General features: G+C 66.0%; 17 protein-coding genes. 8 read left to right on the forward strand and 9 right to left on the reverse strand.

What is annotated here, in order from left to right:
- Positions 1–2 precede the first annotated feature (2 nt).
- The 5 genes from HLH35_RS00400 to HLH35_RS00420 form a co-directional block, all read right to left on the reverse strand.
- A complete protein-coding gene (locus HLH35_RS00400) occupies positions 3–1646 on the reverse strand; it encodes a CocE/NonD family hydrolase (protein ID WP_182977281.1) in 1644 nt (547 codons plus the stop codon).
- Positions 1643–2413: an ABC transporter permease subunit gene (locus tag HLH35_RS00405; protein ID WP_182967189.1), complete on the reverse strand. Its 771-nt coding sequence runs from the start codon at positions 2411–2413 to the stop codon at positions 1643–1645. The genes HLH35_RS00400 and HLH35_RS00405 overlap by 4 nt, the downstream gene beginning before the upstream one ends.
- Positions 2414–2415: 2 nt before the next feature.
- Positions 2416–3213, reverse strand: a complete 798-nt coding sequence (locus tag HLH35_RS00410) for an ABC transporter ATP-binding protein (RefSeq protein WP_182977282.1) — start codon at positions 3211–3213, stop codon at positions 2416–2418.
- Between the two features lie 26 nt (positions 3214–3239).
- On the reverse strand, positions 3240–4253 hold the full coding sequence (locus HLH35_RS00415) for an ABC transporter substrate-binding protein (protein WP_246384743.1): 1014 nt from the start codon (positions 4251–4253) through the stop codon (positions 3240–3242).
- Between the two features lie 193 nt (positions 4254–4446).
- Entirely contained in the window at positions 4447–4962 is a 516-nt protein-coding gene (locus HLH35_RS00420) for a DUF2165 family protein (RefSeq protein WP_246384744.1), read from the reverse strand.
- A 229-nt stretch (positions 4963–5191) separates the two neighbouring features.
- Between HLH35_RS00420 and HLH35_RS00425 the strand changes: the two genes are divergently transcribed.
- The 6 genes from HLH35_RS00425 to HLH35_RS00450 all read left to right on the forward strand — a co-directional run bounded on the left by HLH35_RS00425 (position 5192) and on the right by HLH35_RS00450 (position 13502).
- Positions 5192–6010, forward strand: coding sequence for a creatininase family protein (locus HLH35_RS00425; RefSeq protein WP_182977284.1), 819 nt, complete (start codon positions 5192–5194; stop codon positions 6008–6010).
- Between the two features lie 48 nt (positions 6011–6058).
- Entirely contained in the window at positions 6059–7399 is a 1341-nt protein-coding gene (locus tag HLH35_RS00430) for an FAD-binding oxidoreductase (protein WP_182977285.1), read from the forward strand.
- A gap of 3 nt (positions 7400–7402) precedes the next feature.
- Positions 7403–8716 (forward strand): cytosine deaminase, encoded by a 1314-nt coding sequence (locus HLH35_RS00435; RefSeq protein ID WP_182977286.1) that lies wholly within the window; start codon positions 7403–7405, stop codon positions 8714–8716.
- A gap of 719 nt (positions 8717–9435) precedes the next feature.
- A complete protein-coding gene (locus HLH35_RS00440; RefSeq protein ID WP_182977583.1) occupies positions 9436–11547 on the forward strand; it encodes a TonB-dependent receptor in 2112 nt (703 codons plus the stop codon).
- Between the two features lie 264 nt (positions 11548–11811).
- The gene (locus HLH35_RS00445) at positions 11812–12543 is read left to right on the forward strand and encodes a TetR family transcriptional regulator C-terminal domain-containing protein (protein ID WP_338029261.1); all 732 of its coding nucleotides are present in this window, start codon (positions 11812–11814) and stop codon (positions 12541–12543) included.
- A 65-nt stretch (positions 12544–12608) separates the two neighbouring features.
- Positions 12609–13502 carry a LysR family transcriptional regulator gene (locus tag HLH35_RS00450; RefSeq protein ID WP_182977288.1) on the forward strand — a complete coding sequence of 298 codons (894 nt, stop codon included), beginning with the start codon at positions 12609–12611 and terminating at the stop codon, positions 13500–13502.
- 19 nt (positions 13503–13521) lie between these two features.
- On the opposite strand, the gene hydA is transcribed toward HLH35_RS00450, so the two are convergent.
- The 4 genes from hydA to HLH35_RS00470 all read right to left on the reverse strand — a co-directional run bounded on the left by hydA (position 13522) and on the right by HLH35_RS00470 (position 19114).
- Positions 13522–14928 carry a dihydropyrimidinase gene (gene hydA / locus HLH35_RS00455; RefSeq protein WP_182977584.1) on the reverse strand — a complete coding sequence of 469 codons (1407 nt, stop codon included), beginning with the start codon at positions 14926–14928 and terminating at the stop codon, positions 13522–13524.
- 240 nt (positions 14929–15168) lie between these two features.
- Entirely contained in the window at positions 15169–16419 is a 1251-nt protein-coding gene (locus tag HLH35_RS00460) for a M20 family metallo-hydrolase (protein ID WP_182977289.1), read from the reverse strand.
- A 47-nt stretch (positions 16420–16466) separates the two neighbouring features.
- On the reverse strand, positions 16467–17735 hold the full coding sequence (gene preA, locus HLH35_RS00465) for an NAD-dependent dihydropyrimidine dehydrogenase subunit PreA (RefSeq protein WP_182977290.1): 1269 nt from the start codon (positions 17733–17735) through the stop codon (positions 16467–16469).
- The gene (locus tag HLH35_RS00470; RefSeq protein ID WP_182977291.1) at positions 17735–19114 is read right to left on the reverse strand and encodes an NAD(P)-dependent oxidoreductase; all 1380 of its coding nucleotides are present in this window, start codon (positions 19112–19114) and stop codon (positions 17735–17737) included. The genes preA and HLH35_RS00470 overlap by 1 nt, the downstream gene beginning before the upstream one ends.
- Positions 19115–19330: 216 nt before the next feature.
- Between HLH35_RS00470 and HLH35_RS00475 the strand changes: the two genes are divergently transcribed.
- A complete protein-coding gene (locus HLH35_RS00475; RefSeq protein WP_182977292.1) occupies positions 19331–20272 on the forward strand; it encodes a nucleoside hydrolase in 942 nt (313 codons plus the stop codon).
- A gap of 15 nt (positions 20273–20287) precedes the next feature.
- On the forward strand, positions 20288–21217 hold the full coding sequence (locus HLH35_RS00480; RefSeq protein ID WP_182977293.1) for a pseudouridine-5'-phosphate glycosidase: 930 nt from the start codon (positions 20288–20290) through the stop codon (positions 21215–21217).
- The last annotated feature ends 5 nt before the right edge of the window (positions 21218–21222 follow it).

Below are 21222 nucleotides of genomic sequence, written 5' to 3' on the forward strand. Positions count from 1 at the left end.
GGCTACTCCTGGTCGGATCGGCGCAATGGCGCGTGCAGGCGCGATCCCGCGCGCCGGATGGTCAGGATCAGGACCTGCTGGTCGGCCAGCGCCGCCATCCATGGCGCGGCGCCGGTGCCGGGATTGACGGGAAAGGCAGGAAAACAGGCCGGCGACAGAGACAGCCGCAGCCGTTCGCCCACATCCAGCGTGCAGCATGTCGCGCGCATCGCCACGCACCCGCGCCCGGGCGCCAACGTCGCGTAACCCTCGGCCAGCGGATAGGCGGCGCCCGACGGCGTAACGCGCGACAGCGTGGCCAGCAGGTCGAAGGACAATGCGTCGGTCTCGACCTCCACCGTCACCGAAACTGGCCCGGCCAGAAGCGCGGGCCGTTCGAACGGCGCCGAGGTGAAGGTCAGCACATCCGACCGCGCATCCACCTGCGCCCGGTCCACCGGCCCCGGCGGCTGGCCGAACGCACCGCCGCACGGGCCCACCGGGCGCCAGGGGTCCAGCGTCAGGCGCTCGGTCGCGGTTACCGCTTCTGTCTCCACCGCCATTTCGTCCAGTTCCAGGCCGCCATCGCGCATGTCGATCGCCGCCCGGCCCGTGCCACTGAGCGGCAGCGCAATCGTATCCTCGGGAAAGGACGGGAAATCGCGCCAGACCGCCGCACCCATGTCGAACAGGCACACACCGCCATCGGGACCGGATGGCTGGTCCTTCAGCCAGCGATCGAACCAGGCGACCTGCTGCCGGTCGATATCGGTAACGGCGGCATCGCCGAAATCCAGGGCGCCGATCTTGCGATCCCACGGAAAATGCGCCCACGGCCCCACGACCAGGCGCGACGGCACTGCGCCCTCCAGCGCGCGATAGGCGGCCAGCGTCCCGGGCAGGTGGCTGTCATACCAGCCACCGACAAACAGGATCGCCGGCCTCGCCGCGACGATCCGTTCCAGCCGCGCGGCGGGCGAAATCAACCGCCAATAAGGATCGTCCAGCGGCGTATCGCGCCAGCGCGCATAATGGCTGTAACGGGCCAGCAAGTCCTCATGCGCGGGAAAAGCCGGCCGCGCGCCGGAAAAGGACAGCGCCCGGCTGGCCGCGAACAAGGCGGCCTGCACGTCATGGTCGCCCGCCAGCCGCGCGGTCTCGGCGGCAAGCTGCGTCGCCCAGCCGACATTCCCCCGCAACCCGAAGGCGCCGCCTTCATAGGCCCAATCTTCCGCCAGATCCCAACCGATCATGGCCGGCGCCAGCGCCCGCAGCGCAGGGCACCCCTCGCCCGCCGCCAGAAGCTGGTTGCTGCCCTGGAACGAGAAGCCGAACATGCCCACGCGGCCATTGCTGCCCGGCAGCGCCGCCGCCCAGGCCACGCTGTCGGCCCCATCCTCGGCCTCATGCACGAACAGGTCGAACCTGCCCTCGGACGCACCCCGGCCGCGCACGTCCTGAATCACGACGATATAGCCCTGCGCGGCATACCATTCGGGCGGCGCATAGCACAGCGAGGTGCCGATCCGCCGTCCATAGGCCTGGCGCATCAGCAGCACGGGAAACGGCCCCGGCGCATCGGGCTGCCAGATATCGGCCACCAGACGGGTCCCGTCGCGCGTGCGCATCGCCTCCGTGCGCGGCTTCAATACCGAAAAGCCCGTCATCCCTGCGCCTGCCAGCGACGCAGGACCAGCCGTTGCAGGGCCGCCGTCGCGCCATACAGGACCAGCCCGGCGACGGTAATCAGTGCAAGTGCCGCGAACATGCGAGGAATATCCATCTGGAAACCGGATTGCAGGATCTCGTACGCCAGCCCGGCACTGCTGCCGCCGGTGCCGGCGACGAATTCCGCCACCACCGCGCCGACCAGGGCCAGCCCGCTGGAAATCCGCAGCCCGGCCATGAACATCGGCAGCGCACTGGGAATGCGCAGGCGCAGCAGCATCTGCAACCGCGACGCCTTGTGCATGCGAAAGAACGATTCCAGCCCCGGATCGACGCTGCGCAATCCCTGAAGCGTGTTGGAGATGATGGGAAAGATCGCAATCAGCGTAGCACAGACCACCAGGGCGGGCATCGTGGCCTTGACCAGGATGATGATCAGCGGCGCAATCGCCACGATCGGCGTCACCTGCATGATGATCACGTACGGCATCAGGCTGGTTTCGATCAGCCGGCTCTGCACCAGCAGAAACGCCGACAGCACCCCACCAGCCACCGAAATCGCCAGCGCCGCCATCGTCACCGCCAGCGTGCTGCGCAGCGCATGCAGCAGCGCCGGCCCGTTGGCGGCCAGCGACGCACCGATATCGGTCGGCGCCGGCATCAGATAGGGCGGAATATGCCACAGGCGGCACGCCGCCTGCCACGCCAGCAGGACCAGCACCCCAACGGCAATGGGCGCGGCAACGGCAATCGCACGCGGTGACACTGTCATAGTCCATCCTCCCCGGCGCGGTGAGGCGAAACCTCGCTCAACAGCGCCGTCAGGTCGCGGCAGATCCGCGCAAAGGCATCGCTCATACGAAAGGCCTCGTCACGCGGCATGCCGGGATCAATGACGTATTCAGCATGAATCCGCCCCGGATCGGCCGCCATGACGATAACGCGCGAGGACAGGAACGCAGCCTCGTAGAGCGAATGGGTGACGAAGATCGTGGTCAGCCCGTCGCGGGCGCACAGCCGCGCCATATCCTCGTCCAGGCGGTTGCGGGTAAACTCGTCCAGCGCGCCGAACGGCTCGTCCATCAGCAGCAGGTCCGGCCGCGTCACCAGCGCCCGCGCGATCGAGACACGCATGCGCATCCCCCCCGAAAGCTGGGCGGGATAGCGCTTCGCCGCATGCTCCAGCCCCACCTGCCGCAGCGCCGGCATGATTCGTGCCTCGGCCTGGGCACGCGGCACGCCGTCCAGGTCCAGCGGCAGGCGCACATTCGTCGCGACGTTCGACCACGGCATCAGGGTCGGGTCCTGAAAGACGAAGGACAGGCGCCGCCCCTCCCGCCCGATCGCCGAGAAATCCTCGCCCCACCAGCGGACGGCGCCGCCGCTGGGCTGGTGCAGATTGGCGATCAGCTTCAGCAGCGTGCTCTTGCCGCAGCCGGACGGCCCAATCAGGCTGACCAGCTCGCCCTGCCCCACGGCCAGGTCCAGCGGCGCCAGCCCGCGCACGCCATTGGGAAAAACCTTTTCCACGGACTGAAGATGTATAGTCGGTGCGGGTGCGAGCATGGAAAGCAATTCCTCTCCGGCGCGTTTCATGCGGGCAGCGTGGCGGTCAGTTGCCTGACCAGGTCCAGCGTATAGGCCCCCTTCCAACGGCCGGTATCGGCGATGCCGGCCGTCTGGCAGACCATGGCACCAATCCGCCCCCATTGATGGTCGTCCATCGCCATCGCCAGCCCGCCCGCCGGCCCCATGCCATGGACGGCCCGCAACCGCGCCCGCGACCAGGCCAGATGATCGGCGGTGACATTCGGATTATCGGCATGGATCGCCGCATCCCCCGGCCGGGCGTCACCATGCAGATAGTCGATCCACCCCGCGGCCGACGCCCGCAGAAAACGCAGCAGCATGTCGGGCCGCTGCTCCAGCAGCCGGCGCGAGACCACGACCGCATTCGAATAGGACGGATAGCCGGCGTCGTCGAACAGCAGAAAACGGAAGGGAATGCCCTGGCGCTCCGCCGCATAGGGCTCCGAGGAAATAAAGGACTGGATCGCCATCGCCGGATCATGGACGAAAGGCTGCATATTGAACGTATAGACGCCCGCCTGCGCATCGCTGTAGCCGAACGTCCGGCGCAGCCATGGCCAGTAGGTCGCCCGCGCCTCGGTACTGATCAGGATCGGATGCCCCTTCAGCGCCGCCAGATCCGCAATGTCGGGATGGACCAGAAATCCCGTCATGCATTTCTGAAAGGTGGCGCCGATCGTCACTACCGGCAGGCCATTCAGCACCGCCGTCACCACCGCCTCGGGCTGGGCAATGATCAGGTCGCATTGCCCACCCAGCAGAAGCTGCATGGCATTGACCTGCGGCCCTCCCGACCGGATGGTCACGGCCAGCCCCTGCCTCTGGTAGCACCCGGTGGCGACGGCACTGTAGAACCCGCCCAGCTCGGCCTGCGCATACCAGTTGGTGGCCAGCGTCAGCGGCTCGGCGGCCTCAGCGCGGCGCGCACCCGCCACGCCCATCGCGGCCATCCCGGCCAGCAGCGAACGCCGACCGATGAACCGTCCCCCCGGGGAATGCGATACGACAGAAGCCATAGACGCTCCACACTCCGTGACCATATTGGCAGCGTAACGGAAGCGCGTGGAATTTTTACAGAGGCATTTTCAGGGCGCGCCGCTGCCTTTTCGGCAGCACTGCACGCAGTGCCCAGGAGCCTGTTTGGAAATGTGGGCTGGTGAGCGAGAGCGGCCCAAAGGGCCGCGCCAGCGCACACTTCCAAACAGCCTCCTACTCCTCCTGCATCACATAGATGCAGACCGCCAGCATGGTAATGAAGAAACGAAAGGCCGGCTGCTGGCCGTTCCAGGTCGGGGACTGCCACATCACGAACCACTCGCCACCAACCACCGAAAAACCGAAGAACCAGACCAGAAAGCCCAGCGCCGTGCCCAGCGGAACAAACCGCTTCGCCCGCGCGAAGGCAGCACCATCGCCCCGGAAGGCCCGCACCATCGCATAGGCAGCCACCGCAAACGCCACGCCAGTCGCAGCCTCGCCCACGATGATCAGCGCATAAAGCGCATGCCAGGCCCATTCGGCAGAAATCGCCCGCCACATCAGCCGATTGCCGGAAAAAGTCGTGTCCATGCTCAGAACATGCCGAACGAACAGGAAATTGGACCGATAGTCGGTCACGTTGTTGAACGCGACCAGCAGGCCGAAGACGGACAAGGCCGCAACCATGACGAGCTTCGCCGCCCGCGCCGGCCACGCATCTTCACGGGAATCGATCGGACGGGTCATTTTCATTCCATGACGATCAGGGCGGAAACCCGCATTTACCGCGCGGAGGCGGCGATCGAGCAAGCGTCGTCGCGCGGCAAAAAAGGCAGCGCACGAGGCGCAATTTGATGCTTCATGTGCTGCACGGCCTGCCCCATCATAACGGATAGGAAAAGAAACGGTATCGACCCGACCAGGCGCGTCCCGCATTCATCCGGGGCCCGTCCGGGGATATGGAAGGACCATGGGAATGACCGACACCCTGCCCCGCCACCGGTGGGAAGACATGGCTTCGCGCGATTTCCGCACGCTGACGCCGGCAACGGTCGCCGTGCTGCCGGTCGGCGCGATCGAACAGCACGGGCCGCATCTTCCCGTCTGCGTCGATAGCTGCATCAATGCCGGCCTGCTGTCCCTGGCGCTGGAACGCGCGCCCGCCAACCTGCCCATCACCGCACTACCGATCCAGACGGTCGGCAAGAGCGACGAGCACATCGCCTATCCCGGCACGCTGACCCTCTCGGCCGCCACGCTGACCGCGATCCTGCTGGAACTGGGCGCCAGCGTGCACCGCGCCGGCATCCGGCGGCTGATCCTGCTCAACTCGCATGGCGGACAGCCGCAGATCCTCGAAATCGTCGCGCGCGAACTGCGCCGCACGCACCAGATGTTCGTGGTCACCACAGCCTGGTGGGCCTTCGGCACGCCCGAGGGCATGTTCACGCCCGAGGAACGCCGTTTCGGCATCCATGGGGGCGATGCCGAAACCTCGATGATGCTGTTCCTGCGCCCCGACCTGGTCCATATGGACCGCGCGGCCCATTTCCGCCCGTGGTCGCAGGACATGACCGAGCAGTTCCGCTGGCTGGAACCGGAGGGCCGCATCGGCTTCGGCTGGCATGCGCAGGATCTGCATCCCGCCGGTGCGGCCGGCAATGCCGCCAACGCCACGGCGGAAAAGGGCCGGCAGATCGCGGACAAGCTGGTCGCCGGCTTCCTGGAACTGGTCGACGAAGTGTCGCGCTACCCGCTGGACCGGCTGCGCCCCGCCTCGGCCGATCTCGGCTGACCCGGCCAGGGATCGATCGTGCCCGCCGCCAATATGGGATTTCCCGACATGACGCAGCCCTTCCTTTCGCTTCTCGGCGATATCCCCACGGTCACCGATCCCGCGATCGTCCGGCGCAAAAGCCGCGATTTCTACTGGTACAGCCCCCTGCTGAAGACCCTGCTGGACGGGCTGCATGCCGACTGCCTGGTCGTCCCGCGCGACGAAGCCGACGTGCTGGCCGTCGCGCGCGCGGCCCGGCAGACCAGCACCTACCTGACGGCGCGCGGCGGCGGCACCGGCAATTACGGCCAGGCCGTGCCATTGCATGGCGGCGCGGTGGTGGACATGTCGGCCCTGGACCGGATCCTGTGGGTCCGCGACGGGGTGGTGCGGGTCCAGGCCGGGATGAACATGCTGGCGATGGACCGCGCCCTGCGGGAGCAGGGTTATGAGCTGCGCATGTTTCCCTCCACCAAGCGCACGGCGACCATCGGCGGCTTCATCGCCGGCGGCTCGGGCGGCATCGGCTCGTTGGTCTGGGGCGGATTGCGCAATATCGGCAACGTGCTGGGCGCCCGGGTCGTGACGCTGGAGGCCGAGCCCCGCGCCGTCGAACTGCGCGGCGAGGAAACACGCGCGATCAACCACGCCTACGGCACCACCGGCCTGATCACCGAACTGGAACTGCCGGTGGCGCCCTTCACCGACTGGCAGGACCTGGCCTTTTCATTCCCCACCCTGGCGATGGCCGCACGCTTCGCCCGCACCCTGGCCATGCAGAACGGCATCGACAGGAAACTGGTCTCGCTGTCCGACGGCGGCCTGCTGGCCTATTTCGCCCCCCTGCGCGACATGGCCCCGGCGGGCCATTCCGTCGTCATCGCGATGATCGCGCCATCGGGGCTGGAAGCCACGCGCGCGCTGGCCGATGCCCATGGCGGCGCCCTGGCCTATCACGCCAGCACCCGCGAGGCCGAGGACGATCCGGGACGCATTCCGCTCTACGAACTGACGTGGAACCACACGACCCTGCAGGTCCTGAAGAAGGACCGCACCTACACCTATCTCCAGGCCGCCTTCCCCCCGCGCGACACGCTGGCGCTGGTCGAGGAGATGGCCCGCCTGCTGCCCGACGAGATGATGACCCACCTGGAATTCATGCCGATGGACGGCGAAATCTCCTGCGCGGGCCTGCCGGTGATCCGCTTCACCTCGACCGAGCGGCTGAAGGAGATCATCGCCCTGTATGAACAGAACGGCATCCTGATTGCCAATCCCCATGTCTATACCATCGAGGATGGCGGCACCCACCGCGTCGTCTCGCCGGCGCTGGCGGCGGACAAATGGCGCTTCGACCCCGCCGGACTGCTCAATCCCGGCAAGATGCGCAGCTTCGCCCAGGGCTAGCCGATGGGCGAAACTCCCTCCCTGATCCGAGACGTGCGGATTCCGGACGACCTGCTGGCGGCGGCGCCCGACGGAGCGCAGCCGACAAACGGGCTGACGCGCTGCGACCTGCTGGTCGAACAGGGCCGTATCGGCGCCATCTTCGGCCACGGCACCGCGCCGGAGGGCCTGCCGGTCGCGCACGACCATGGCGGCCGCATCGTCCTGCCGCTGTTCGCCGACATCCACACCCATCTGGACAAGAGCTTCATCTGGGACCGCACCGCCAATCCCGACGGCACCTTCGCCGGCGCCATCGCCGCCGTCACGCATGACCGGGAAGGGTTCTGGACCCCGGACGATGTCCGCCGGCGCATGATGTTCGCCCTGGAATGCGCCTGGGCCCACGGAACCGGCCTGCTGCGGACCCATCTCGATACGATCGGCAGCCATGGCGAGGCCGTCTGGCCCCTCTTTCGCGAGATCGCGGCCCAATGGCAGGGCCGGATCGCCTTGCAGGCGGTCGCATTGGTCATGGTCGAACGCTATCTCGAACCCGGAGCCGACGCCCTGGCCCGCACGGTCGCCGACACGCCGGGCGGCATGCTGGGCGCCGTCATCATGCAGGACAACGCAACCGACGAACGGCTGGACGCGCTGATCGGCCTGGCCGCCGACCATGGCTGCGACCTCGATCTGCATGTGGACGAAAACGGCATCGCCCCCGGCACGGCGCTGGAACGGGTCGCCGACCGGGTAATGGCCGCGCGCTTTTCCGGCCGCGTCCTCTGCGGCCATTGCTGCAGCCTGGCGCGGCAGGATGACGCGGACCAGAAGCGGATCGTCGCGAAGGTCCGCGATGCCGGCATGGGAATCGTCAGCCTTCCCACCTGCAATCTCTATCTGCAGGATCGCGGTGCGGGAAAGACCCCCCTGTGGCGCGGGGTCACGCTGGTGCAGGAACTGGCGGCCGCCGGCGTACCCGTCATGTTCGCCAGCGACAATGTGCGCGATCCGTTCTTTCCCTATGGCGACTACGATATGCTGGACGTCTTCGCGCAGAGCGTCCGCATCGCCCAACTCGACGCCCCGCCCGGCGACTGGCTGACCGCGGTGACCACCCGTCCGGCGGCCTGGATGGGCCACGACCTCACGATCCGCGCGAACGGACCGGCCGACCTGGTGCTGACCGACGCCCGAACCCTCAACGAACTTCTCAGCCGCCCGAAATCGCCGCGCCGCGTGCTGCGCAATGGCGTCATGACCATGCCGACACCCCCGCCCTACGAAAAGATGGACGAACTTCCCGGCATGCATCCCGTTTCGGTCATTTCATAGAAAGCCAGACCGACGAAGGCCGGCGGCACGGCTCCCCCCACATTAATTGTATCGTTATCGAAACATTAAACCCCAGCCGTCTGGCCTCCAGGGCGGATTATCCGCGTCCGTGTCACGCATACCCGGCCCCATCACCGGGCCAGCCCCATTCTCCTCGCCGGACGGACAGCGGGCGCATAACGATTGACATCGTTTCAATAGATACAAAGCATCTCTTCACGTCACGGGGCACGATCTGGGCACGCTGGACAACGCCCCACCCGGCGCGCGCACCCCATCTCCCTCCCGGACCGACCGCCCGCCCTCCCCCCACGCCGGTTCGCGACAGGAGCGGATTTCTGTCCATACGATCAGAATCATGTTGCGGGTTCGAACAGACATGTCTACGGTTCGTAATGAATTCGGATGCGGGATCGACACAAGATTTCACGTCCGTCCGGCCAGGCCAGATGCCAGGCCCGCGATGTTACGATTAGGAGACCTTCGTGAGGTTCCATACACAGATATTGCTGGTCGGCACGATCCTCGCCTCATGTTCCGGGGGGCATATGGTCTGGGCCGCGACAGCCGCACACCACTCCACCCCGCTGGCAAACGCCACCAAGAAAAGCCCGGCACCGGCCAGGGCGCCCGCGGCCCGCAAGCCGGCCGCGGTCCAGTCCGACCCCGAAGCCATCACGGTGCAGGGCAGCCAGGCCGCCCGCGATGGCGGCGGCGGCATGATGCGGATGGAAACCGCCGCCCACGCGGTGCAGAGCGTCGGCCGCCAATATATCGAGATGCGCAGCCCGACTTCGACGGGCCTGGACCTGGTGCAGAACCTCCCCAGCGTCAGCGTCGCGATGCCCGACACCAGCGGCTTCAAGGGCGGCGCGATCTATCTGCGCGGCCTGAACGATTCCGACATGGCGCTGCTGCTCGACGGCGCGCCGGACTCGCTCGCCGCCTACCTGCAGCAGAATGTCGATCCCGAAAATATCGAAAGCGTCAACATCACGCCGGGCAGTTCGCCGGTCGACGCGCCGGCATCCAACGCAGCAGCGGGTACGCTGGAGGAACGCACCATCACACCCAGCCAGAAAATGGGCGGAATGGTCGATTTCTCATACGGCACGAACAATCTGTCGCGTGAATTCATCCGCCTGGAATCTGGTCAGATCGGCAATTCGGGTGTGCGGGCCTATATTTCCTTCTCCAACGCGCATGCGCGGCAATGGATGGGCGCCGGGACCAACGAACGCAAGCATGTCGATGTCGGAATCCAGAAGGATTTCGCCAACGGCTCGTATCTCAAATTCTTCGGCTCATGGCACAATTCGCTGTTCACGATCGACGCCTATCCGACCGAAAGCCAGTTCTTCGCCTACAAGCATACGGGGCAAGGCTATAACCGCACCAATGTCTGGGACCCGACATCGCCGACCGCCGGAAATTACTGGAAATCCAACCTCGATTCCTGGAACCAGTTCTTCCTGACCGCGCCGATGCATTTCGTCGTGAACCGCTCGCTCGATTTCGACCTCACGCCCTATTTCACCACCGGGTTCGGCTGGGACGGGTCCACGGGGGGCACCGTCGGCACGTTCGGCGCATGCACGGGCGGATGTTTCTACGGCAACGGCACCCAGGCCTCCGCCGGCCAGCAGCTCAGCACCTACTGGTCGCAGGGCTGGTCCCCGGATGTCGGCCTGACCGCCAAGGTGAACTACCGGATCGACCGTCACAACCAGCTGACATTCGGCTACTGGTACGAAAACAACGCCATCGATTACGCCTTCCCCTACCAGGCCACCATGCCGGACGGCCGCAATCCGACATCCAACAACAACGCCTACAAGCTCTATACCGCCGACGGCGTGCGGACGACTTTCCAATATAATGCCGGCTATGAACTGAATTCCTTCTTCATCGAGGATACGGCCAAATATCTCGACGACCGCCTGACCATCAATGGCGGCTTCAAATATGTGATGTCGAACTACTGGGACCGCGCATCCGGGCTCAGCAACTATACGATCGGCGCCAACAGCACCGCCCCGCTGCCGCATCTGTCGATCAGCTATCGCTTCAACGAACACCACCAGATCTATATCAACGCGGAAGGCGATTTCCGCCAGCCCTCGCCTTCGGCCCTGTCGAACGCGACCACGATGCCCAAGAACCAGTATTCGATCACCGAACAGATCGGCTACCGCTACAACAACAAATGGTTCCTGTTCGATATCGCCGCCTTCAACGCCAGCATCACCAACCGCCTCCTCAGCATCTATCTGCCCAACACGGCCTACGCGACCACCAATGCGGGCAACCAGACGATCCGCGGTTTCGACGCCATGATCGCAGGGCGCGAATTCCACCATTTCAGCCCGTACGCGTCCGTCGAATATCTCCACGGCACATTCGACAGCAACATCCCGTACGGCGACACCTACCTGCCGACGAAAGGCAAGGAATCGATCCTGACGCCCCGGGTGATGGCGAATTTCGGCCTGACCTATAACAGCAGCGGCTTCTTCGGCAATTTCAGCCTGCATTATACCGGCCCGCAATCGGTCACCCTGGTCGATGACCAGCGGATGCCCGGCTTCGTCACCAATACCCTCGCCGTCGGCTATCATTTCAAGCCCTTCATGTTCCTGAAATCGCCGACATTCCGCCTGAATTTCTCGAACATCACCGGTTCGATCATCCGGGTGGGCACCACCGGACCGGCCAACAATTACCGGCCCGTCACGCTTCTGGACGGGTCCACCCTGGCCGCCGGCAGCGGCGCGCAGTTCTACGTCCTGCCGCGTTTCTCGATGACGGGCACCATCTCGACCTCTTTCTGACCCCGCCCGCCGTCAAGGCGCTTCGATCCCGGAAAGCCGGATGCGTGACAAACGCATCCGGCTTTCCTTTATCCTGGCAAGCTCGGCCCTGAACCTCCGGGCAGACATATATTGCGGTTCCGGACGGAAAAAACCGGGTGCAACCGCGCAGGGTTGCCGAACAGCGTGCCGTCTGTCACAAAACTCGGACCACATGCAGGCAGGTGAGGTGTGAGCCCAGAACGAAACGCGAGAACGCCGCGACAGAACAAGGACTCGGAACGCGTGGGCGTGCGCCGGCGCAATATCGTGCCGCAGATTCTCGACGCCGCCGAACAGATCTTCGCCGCGCGCGGCCTGACCGGCACCCGGGTCGAGGACATCGCCCGCATCTGCGACATCCCCAAGGCCAACATCCTGTATTATTTCGGCACCAAGGAAGACCTCTATCGCGCGACCCTGTTCCGGGTCCTCGAACTCTGGCTGGCCGATGCCGATGACTGGCTGCTGGCGGACAAGGCACCCCTGGACGCCATCGAAGGGTATGTGCGGGCCAAGATCGGGTTTTCGGCCTCCCGCCCCGACGCATCATCCCTGTTCTCGCAGGAATTGCTGTCAGGCGCGCAGATCATCCGGCCGTTCCTGGAAAACGAACTCCGCGCCCATGTCGACCGGCGCGCCGAGATCTTCCTCGGCTGGCAGCGGGCCGGCCTGATGGTCGAAATCGATCCCCGCCATTTCCTGGTCCTGCTGTGGTCGATGACGCAGGCCTATGCCGACATGCGCGTCCAGTTCCAGGCCGTACTCGGCAAGGCTCATCTGGCACGCCCGCAATATGAAACGGGCGTCCGCACGGTCATGACAATGGTCTCTTCCCTGTTCCCCCGCCCATCGGCAGCCGGCACGGACGAGACACCGCCGCCACGGAAATCCCGGCGAACCGCGAAAAACCCCACGCCCCTCGTCAGGCGGCCGGAACCCCCTCGTCCCGCCGCCGCGATTGACGACATCCCCTGACTGTTCTTACCTGAACCGCCGATCGTCGCGGCGCCCTGATGCAGGAAAAATGAGGGAAAGCCCCGTTGCATAGTCGCATCCTGCTCTACCTCGACACCGTGGCCCGCTGCGGCTCGATCCGCAAGGCGGGCGAACAGCTCAATGTCGCGTCGACGGCCATCAACCGCCGCATTCTGGCCCTCGAGGAAGAACTGGGGACGCAGCTCTTCCAGAGACTGCCGCGCAAGCTGGTCCTGACGGCGGCCGGCGAACTTCTCGTCGCCCATGCGCGCGAAACCATGAAAGCCATGACGCATACCAGGCGCCTGATCGAGGAAACGCGCGGGCTGCATCGTGGCGAACTGACCATCGCCGCGATGGCCGGCCCCACCTCGGCGCTGCTGCCGATGGCGCTGGCCGATCTGCGCCGCACCCACGGCAATGTCCGCGTACACGTCAAGATGCTGGGTCTGCACGAACTGATGCGCGCGGTTCACGAGGGCGATGCCGATCTGGGCATCGGTTTCGACCTGCCGCGCGAAACCGGCCTGAACGTCCTGGCCTCGCGCGCCGCCCAACTGGGCGCGGTGATGAGCATCAATCATCCGCTCGCCTACCAGGAATCGGTGGGGCTCAAGGATTGTGACGCCTGGCCGCTGGTCGTCGGCGACAGCACAATGGCCATCCGCCCGCATCTCGAAGCACTCTATGCCCGCCTCGGCGCCACACTGCTGCCGACGATCGAGACGAATTCCATCGAACTGATGTGCAAGATGGCCATGAGCGACGAGGCCATCACCTTCCTGACGCCGCTGGACATCATCACCGAACTGCACACGCGAAAATTGAAATACCTGCCGTTCCGCGACACGGGCCTGCGCCCCCAGCATCTGGCGCTGGTCGCCCACGCCCGCAACACCAATCCCCTCGTCCCGCTCCTGGTCGACCGGATCGAATCCCTGCTGTCCGATCTCGGCTGACCTTCAGATCGCCGCTGTGTCAGGCGCTGGATGACGTCCTCGACACCGGCGTGAAGGCCGGACGTTCCACATACCGCCCCGCTCCCCTCTCGGCGCGCAGGATGCCCTGATCCCAAACGACTTTACCCTGGCTGATGGTCTTCTGCGCGACGCCGCTGACCGTCAGCCCTTCATAGATATTGTAATCGACATTCTGATGATGGGTGCCGGCCGAGATCGTCCGGGTCGCCTGCGGGTCCCACAGCACGATATCCGCATCCGCCCCGGGCACGATCGTGCCCTTGCGCGGGTGAAGATTGAAGATCTTGGCCGTGTTGGTCGACGTCACGGCGACAAACAGCTCCGGGGTCAAACGACCGGTCGCCACGCCGTAATGCCACAGCACGCTCATCCGGTCCTCGATGCCGGGCGTGCCATTGGGGATGCGCGTGAAATCGGCCACGCCCTGTTCCTTCTGCTCCTTGCAGAAACAGCAATGATCGGTCGCCGTCGTCTGCAACTGGCCCGAGACCAGACCGCCCCACAGGGCCTCCTGATGCGATTTCTCGCGAAAGGGCGGGCTCATCACATGGCGCGCGGCGGTCAGCCAGTCAGGGTCCCGATAGACGGTTTCGTCGATGATCAGATGCTGGGGCAGCACCTCGCCATAGACATGCTGCCCGCGCAGTCGCGCCTCGGCAATCGCCCGCGTGGCCTCCCGGGTCGAGACATGGACCACATAGAGCGGCGTCCCGGACAGCGAGGCCAGGGCAATGGCGCGCGACGCCGCCTCCCCCTCGACCGAGGCCGGACGCGACAGCGGATGCGCGGCCGGGCCGGTCTGCCCCTCGGCCAGCAGCATCTGCTGCAGATAGGCCACGGCATCGCCATTCTCGGCATGGACGGTGCAGAGCGCGCCCAGCTCCCCCGCGCGGCGCATGGACAGCAGGAACGCCTCGTCCTGCACCATCAGCGCATTCTTGTACGCCATGAAATGCTTGAAGGAGTTGACCCCGCAGTCGTGCACCAGCGTCGCCATGTCCGCATGCACCTGCTCGTCCCAATGCGTCACCGCGACATGGAACCCATAATCCGCCGCCGCCTTCTCGGCCTTGGCGCGCCAGTCCTTCCAGGCATCCAGCAACGAGCCACCACGGTCGGGAATGACGAAATCGATGATGCTGGTGGTGCCGCCAGCGAGGCCCGCAGCAGTGCCGGTATAGAAATCGTCGCTGGCGGTCGCGCCCATGAAGGGCATTTCCATATGCGTATGCGGGTCGATGCCGCCCGGCATGACCAGCAGCCCCGCCGCATCGACGATCTCACAACCGGTCGGGGCCTCCAGCGCCGGACCGACCTGGGCAATCAGCCCATTGTCATCGCACAGCACATCGGCCCGAACGCTGCGTTCCGCCGTTACAACCGTTCCACCCTTGATCAGCAGCATCACAACCCCGCACTCAGGACGCGTGCTCGCGCCACCCGTTCCGATCTCGCAATCGTATTTTTATTTTGACCATCCGGTCAATCTATCGTCGGCCCTGAAAACCGAAATTCCCTGGTAAAACACGGCCAGGACAAAACAGGCCAATCTTTCAGCCCCTTCGCGCACCCCATCCAGCCCCCCCGCGGAAACACCGGGGAGACGAAAACCATGCCGCTCGCCACCCCGGCTTCGGCCCGGGGGTCAGAACGCGGCGTCAGCCCGCAGGATCGCACCCAGCAGCACATTCGCACCCGCCTGGGCATCCGCCTGGGTAATGCTTTCCTCTTCGTTATGGCTCAGCCCGTCCTTGCACGGCACGAAGATCATGGCGGTGGGGGCAACGCGCGCGACATAGGCCGCATCATGCCCGGGCCCCGAGACGATCGAACGCGGCGCGAAGCCCGCCTCGCGCGCGGCGTCCGTCACCATGGCCACGCAGGCAGGGTCGAAATGCACCGCCGGCGCATCCCAGATCGGCACGATCTCCACATCCACGCCACCGGTTTCGGCAATCGCGCGGAAACGCTCCTGGAACGCGGCCTCCATGGCCGCCACCACATGATCCTCGGGATGGCGGATATCGACCGTAAAGAAGGTCTCGCCCGGCACGACATTGTTGCTGTTGGGACGGTTCTCGATCAGCCCCACGGTGCCGACCGCCGGCGCGTGGGCGCGCGCCACCTCGGCCAGGGCCGCGATCATGTGGGCGGATGCCAGCAGCGCGTCATGGCGCAGGGGCATCGGTGTGGAGCCCGCATGCGCGTCGCGGCCGCGCACCGTCACCTCATACCAGCGCATGCCCTGCACGCCCGCCACCGCGCCGATGGTCAGCTCCTCGGCCTCCAGGATCGGCCCCTGCTCGATATGCAGCTCGAAATAGGCGGCAATCGGATGCTGGCCGCAGACTTCCCCGCCCCGGTAGCCGATGGCCTCCAGCTCGTCGCCGAAGCGCAGGCCCGCGCGGTCGCGCTTGTCCAGCACCTCCTGCTCGGTGAAAATCCCGGCGAACACGCCCGAACACATCATCGGCGGGGTAAAGCGCGAGCCCTCTTCGTTGGTCCAGTTGATCAGCTCGATCGGATGCCGGGTCACATGGCCCGCCTCGCGCAACGCCCGCAGCACCGCCAGGCCACCCAGCACGCCCAGAATGCCGTCGAACTTGCCGCCCGTGGGCTGGGTGTCCAGATGGCTGCCCATGGTGATGGGCGGCAGGCTGTCATCCAGGCCGGGACGGCGCGCGAACAGATTGCCCATGGAGTCGCAGGACACGGTGCAGCCAAGCTCTTCGCAGGTCTTCACGAACCAGTCGCGCACCTGCCTGTCTTCCGCCGTCAGCGTCAGCCGCTTCACGCCGCCCTTCGGCGTGCCGCCGAAGCGGGCCGTCTCCATCAGGTCGGCCCACAGCGCCTCGCCATCCACACGCAGGTTGCTGCCGCTCGTCTTAAGCCCCATGTCGCTCCCTTTCCAAAATACCGCCGTGACCGGGGAAGCTGCCGCCGTCAGGCAGTGACCCGGCTGGGATTGTTGGGATGGTCCCGCCAGGTCTGCACGCCGTCAACCGGCTGCGGCTCCATCGTGATGCATCCATCCACCGGGCAGACATGCGCGCAGAGATTGCACCCCACACATTCCTCGTCGATCACCTCGTACCGCCGGGCCTCGCCGTCCCGCAGCCGGGCGATCGCCTGATGCGAGGTGTCTTCGCAGGCAATATGGCACAGGCCGCATTTGATGCAGGCATCCTGGTCGATCCGCGCGAGGGTCCGGAATTTGAGGTTCAGATCGTTCCAGTGCACGTAACGCGGAATGGCGCGCCCCGTCACATCGTCGATCCCGGCATAGCCCTTGCCGTCCATCCAGCTCGACAGCCCCTCGATCATGTCCTCGACGATGCGGAAGCCATAATGCATCGCCGCCGTGCAGACCTGCAGCGTCGTCGACCCCATGGCCAGGAATTCCGCCGCGTCGCGCCAGTTGCTGATCCCGCCGATACCCGAGATCGGCAGGGCCGACAGCTCCGGATCGCGGGCAATGTCCCCGATCATGCGCAGGGCGATGGGCTTGACGGCGGGCCCGCAATAGCCGCCATGCGTGCCCTGCCCGCCCACCACCGGCATCGGCGCCATGGCGTCCAGATCGACCCCGATCACCGACTGGATGGTGTTGATCAGCGACACCGCATCCGCCCCCCCCGCCAGCGCGGCCCGCGCGGGAGCCAGGATATTGGTGATGTTGGGTGTCAGTTTCACGATCACCGGCATGCGCGTGTACTGCTTGCACCAGCGCGTGACCATCTCGACATATTCGGGCACCTGGCCCACCGCCGCGCCCATGTTCCGCTCGGACATGCCATGGGGGCAGCCGAAATTCAGCTCGATCCCGTCGGCCCCGGTCTCCTCGACGATCGGCAGGATGGACTTCCAACTGTCCTCCTGGCACGGCACCATCAGGCTGACCACCAGGGCACGATCCGGAAAATCCCTTTTCACGCTCTTGATTTCAGCGATATTCGTCGCCAGGGGCCGGTCCGAGATCAGCTCGATATTATTCAGCCCCGCCATGCGCCGCCCCTCATAGGCCAGCGCACCATAGCGGGAACTGACATTGACCACCGGCGGGTCTTCTCCCAGCGTCTTCCACACCACACCGCCCCACCCGGCCTGGAAGGCACGGCGGACGTTATATTCCTTGTCCGTCGGCGGGGCGGACGCCAGCCAGAACGGATTCGGCGAAGAAATTCCGGCAAAAACCGTGCGCAGATCAGCCATTATCCGTTCTCCTGCTCCACGCCGCGTCCTCGCCCGTCCCCGGCGCGCAACGCCTTGTCAATCGCCTCGGCCGCGTCGCGCCCGTCACGCACGGCAGCCACGGTCAGGTCTTCGCCCACAATGCAGTCGCCGCCGGCATAGACGCCGGGCATCGAGGTCCGGTACTGCGCATCCACCACGATCCGCCCGCCTTCGACGGCGATATGCTCGCCCTCGGCATGCGCGGGCAGGAAAACCTGGCCGATGGCCTTCAGCACCATATCCGCCGCCAGCGTAAAACTATCCTCGGGGTCGTAGACAACCCGCCCGTCCGCACCGGCCCGGCCACGCGCGAAGGCAATCCCCGTCAGCGCCCCATCCTCGGACAGCAGGCCCTGCGGCGCGGCCCACAGCCGCACGGTCACACCGTTGGTCTGCGCCCACTCGCGCTCCACCGAGGTGGCGGACATATGCTCCACCCCCCGACGATAGACCAGCGTCACCTCGTCGGCACCCAGGCGCCTGGCCTGCACCGCCGCATCCACCGCCGTGTTGCCGCCGCCGATCACCACGACCCGGCGCCCCACGGGCACGTCCTTCTTGTCGTTCGACCGCAACGTTTCAATGAACGACACCGCATCCATCACGCCGTCCAGCGTCTCGCCCGCCAGCCCCAGCGCACGCACACCCGCCAGTCCCATCGCCAGGAAAACCGCGTCATATTCCACAGCGAGAGCGGAGACGGTGACATCGCGCCCCACCGTCACCCCGCCCTGGAAGGTAATGCCGCCGATCTCCATCAGGAACGCGACCTCGCGCTGGGCGAAATCGTCCGCCAGCTTGTAGGCGGCCACACCATAACTGTTCAGCCCGCCCGGCTGCGTATGCCGATCGAACAGCACCACATCATGCCCATGCATCGCCAGGCGATGCGCGCAGGCCAGCCCCGCCGGCCCGGCACCCACCACGGCGACACGCCGCCCCGTCAGCGGCGCGCGGGTAAAGGGCTGGCCGCCATGGTCCATCTGCCAGTCGGTCGCAAAACGCTGCAGCGCCCCGATCCGCACCGGCTTGCCCGCCTCCAGGCTGTTATGCACGCAGACCTGCTCGCACAGGATTTCGGTCGGGCAGACACGCGCACACGACCCGCCGAGAATATTGGATTCCAGGATCGTACGGGCCGAGCCGGCCAGATTGCCCGAAGCAATAGCCTTGATGAATTTCGGAATATCGATGCTGGTGGGGCAGGCTTCCATGCACGGCGCGTCGAAGCAGTAGAGGCACCGGTCGGCTTCCAGTGCCGCCTGCGGTGCCGTCAGCGTCGGATGCGCGTCCGCGAAATTCTGTGAAAGCTCCAACGCACTCAGGCGGCCACAGGCGATGTCTGGTGTCGCGTTCATGGAAGTCTCCGCCATTCAATCCATGTCCGGCACGATAAAGCCACTCTGTCCGGAACCGCAACTTTTTTCTGACCAAATGTTCAAATTCCGGCGTAACTGCCTTGCACCCTATGGCGTCACGCCGAACAATACGTTCTAGTGTCACAATGATTCGCCTTCGGCCTGTCGCGCAGCGCTTCCCGGACCCGATGGCGAATCCTTCCAGCGGGAGGGACCATGCCACGCAAGATCATCATCGACACCGATCCGGGACAGGACGACGCCGTCGCGATTTTCCTGGCCCTGGCATCGCCCGAGCTGGATGTGCGCGCGATCGTCGCCGTGGCGGGCAACGTGCCCCTGCCCCGCACCAGCGAGAACGCACGCCGCGTCCTGGAACTGGCCGGGCGGACCGATATCCCGGTCTATGAGGGCGCCAGCCGCCCGCTGGCGGCCGCCCAGACCACGGCGGAACATGTCCATGGCCCCACCGGGCTCGACGGGCTGGACTTCACCGCACCCCCCGCCATCGCGGCCCAACCCGAAAGCGGCATCACTTATCTGATCGACACGATCCGCGCCGGCACGCCGGGGGAGTATACGCTGGTGGCGCTGGGCCCGCTGACCAACCTGGCGATCGCGCTGACCCTGGCCCCCGACATCGCCCCCCTGGTGCGCGAGATCGTGCTGATGGGCGGCGCCTGGTCCGAGCTGGGCAACATCACCCCCGCCGCCGAATTCAACATCTACGCCGATCCCAAGGCCGCCGAGATCGTGTTCGGCGCCGGCATCCCGCTGGTGGTCCTGCCGCTGGACGTGACCCATCGCTGCCTGGCGACGCCCGCGCGCCTCGCCGCCTTCCGCGCTGGCGGCAATCGCTGTTCGCTGGCCGCCGCGGACATGCTGTCCTTTTCGGAGCGTTTCGACCTCGCGAAATATGGCTGGGACGGCGCGCCCCTGCACGACCCATGCACCATCGCCTGGCTGCTCCAGCCGGAAATCTTCGGCGGCCGGTCGGTCAATGTCCGCATCGAGACCGAAAGCCCCCTCTCGCGCGGCATGACGGTGGTGGACTGGTGGAAGGTCACCGACAGGCAAGCCAACGCCCTGTTCCTGCGCGATGTGGACGACACCGCCTTCTACGACCTGCTGACCACACGCCTGGCGCGCCTGCCGTGAGCCGGGACCCGGGCCATGACGCGCCGCCACCGCGCGTGGCGTGCGTCGGCGCCGCCGCGATCGACCGCAAATTCTGCCTGCTGGGCCGTCGTCGCGCTGGAATCCACCATCATCACCCACGGCATGCCGTGGCCCAGCAATGTCGAGACGGCAAAGAAGGTCGAACAGGCCGTGCGCGACGCCGGCGGCGTACCCGCCACCATCGCGCTGCTGGACGGCAAGATCCGCGTGGGGCTCGATGACGACACGCTGCTGTGGCTCGGCCAGGCCCGATCGGTGCTGAAGGTCAGCCGGGCGGATCTGGGCTTCGCGCTCGCCTCGGGCGCCGCTGGGTCCACCACGGTCGCGGCCACCATGATCTGCGCCCATCTGGCGGGCATCGACGTCTTTGCCACCGGCGGCATCGGCGGCGTGCATCGGGGCGTGGAACATACGATGGACATTTCCGCCGACCTGACGGAATTCGTCCAGACCCCCGTCACCGTCGTCTGCGCCGGGGCCAAGGCGCTGCTGGATCTGCCCCGCACGCTGGAATATCTGGAAACGATGGGCGTGCCGGTCGTGGGCTACGGCACCGACCAGTTTCCCGCCTTCTGGAGCCGCTCCAGCGGCCTGACCCTGCCGCTGCGCGCCGACGGCGCGGCCGATATCGCCTCCATGATCGCAATGCGCGGCAGGCTGGGGCTGGCGGGCGGCGTCGTGGTGGCCAACCCGGTCCCCGCCGCGCACGAAATCCCCCGCGAGGAAATGGAATCCCTCATCCTCCAGGGCGTGGCCGACGCCACGCGCGAGGGGGTGAGCGGCAAGAGCGTGACCCCCTACCTGCTCGGCCGCATGCTGGAACTGACGGGCGGCCGCAGCCTGGCGACGAATATCGAACTGGTGCTCAACAACGCCCGCGTCGCCACCGAAATCGCCCTCGCCCTGCGCAGTCTCTCCCGCTAGCGCCG

The sequence above is a fragment of the Gluconacetobacter asukensis genome (assembly GCF_014174375.1).
Lineage (GTDB): Bacteria > Pseudomonadota > Alphaproteobacteria > Acetobacterales > Acetobacteraceae > Gluconacetobacter > Gluconacetobacter asukensis.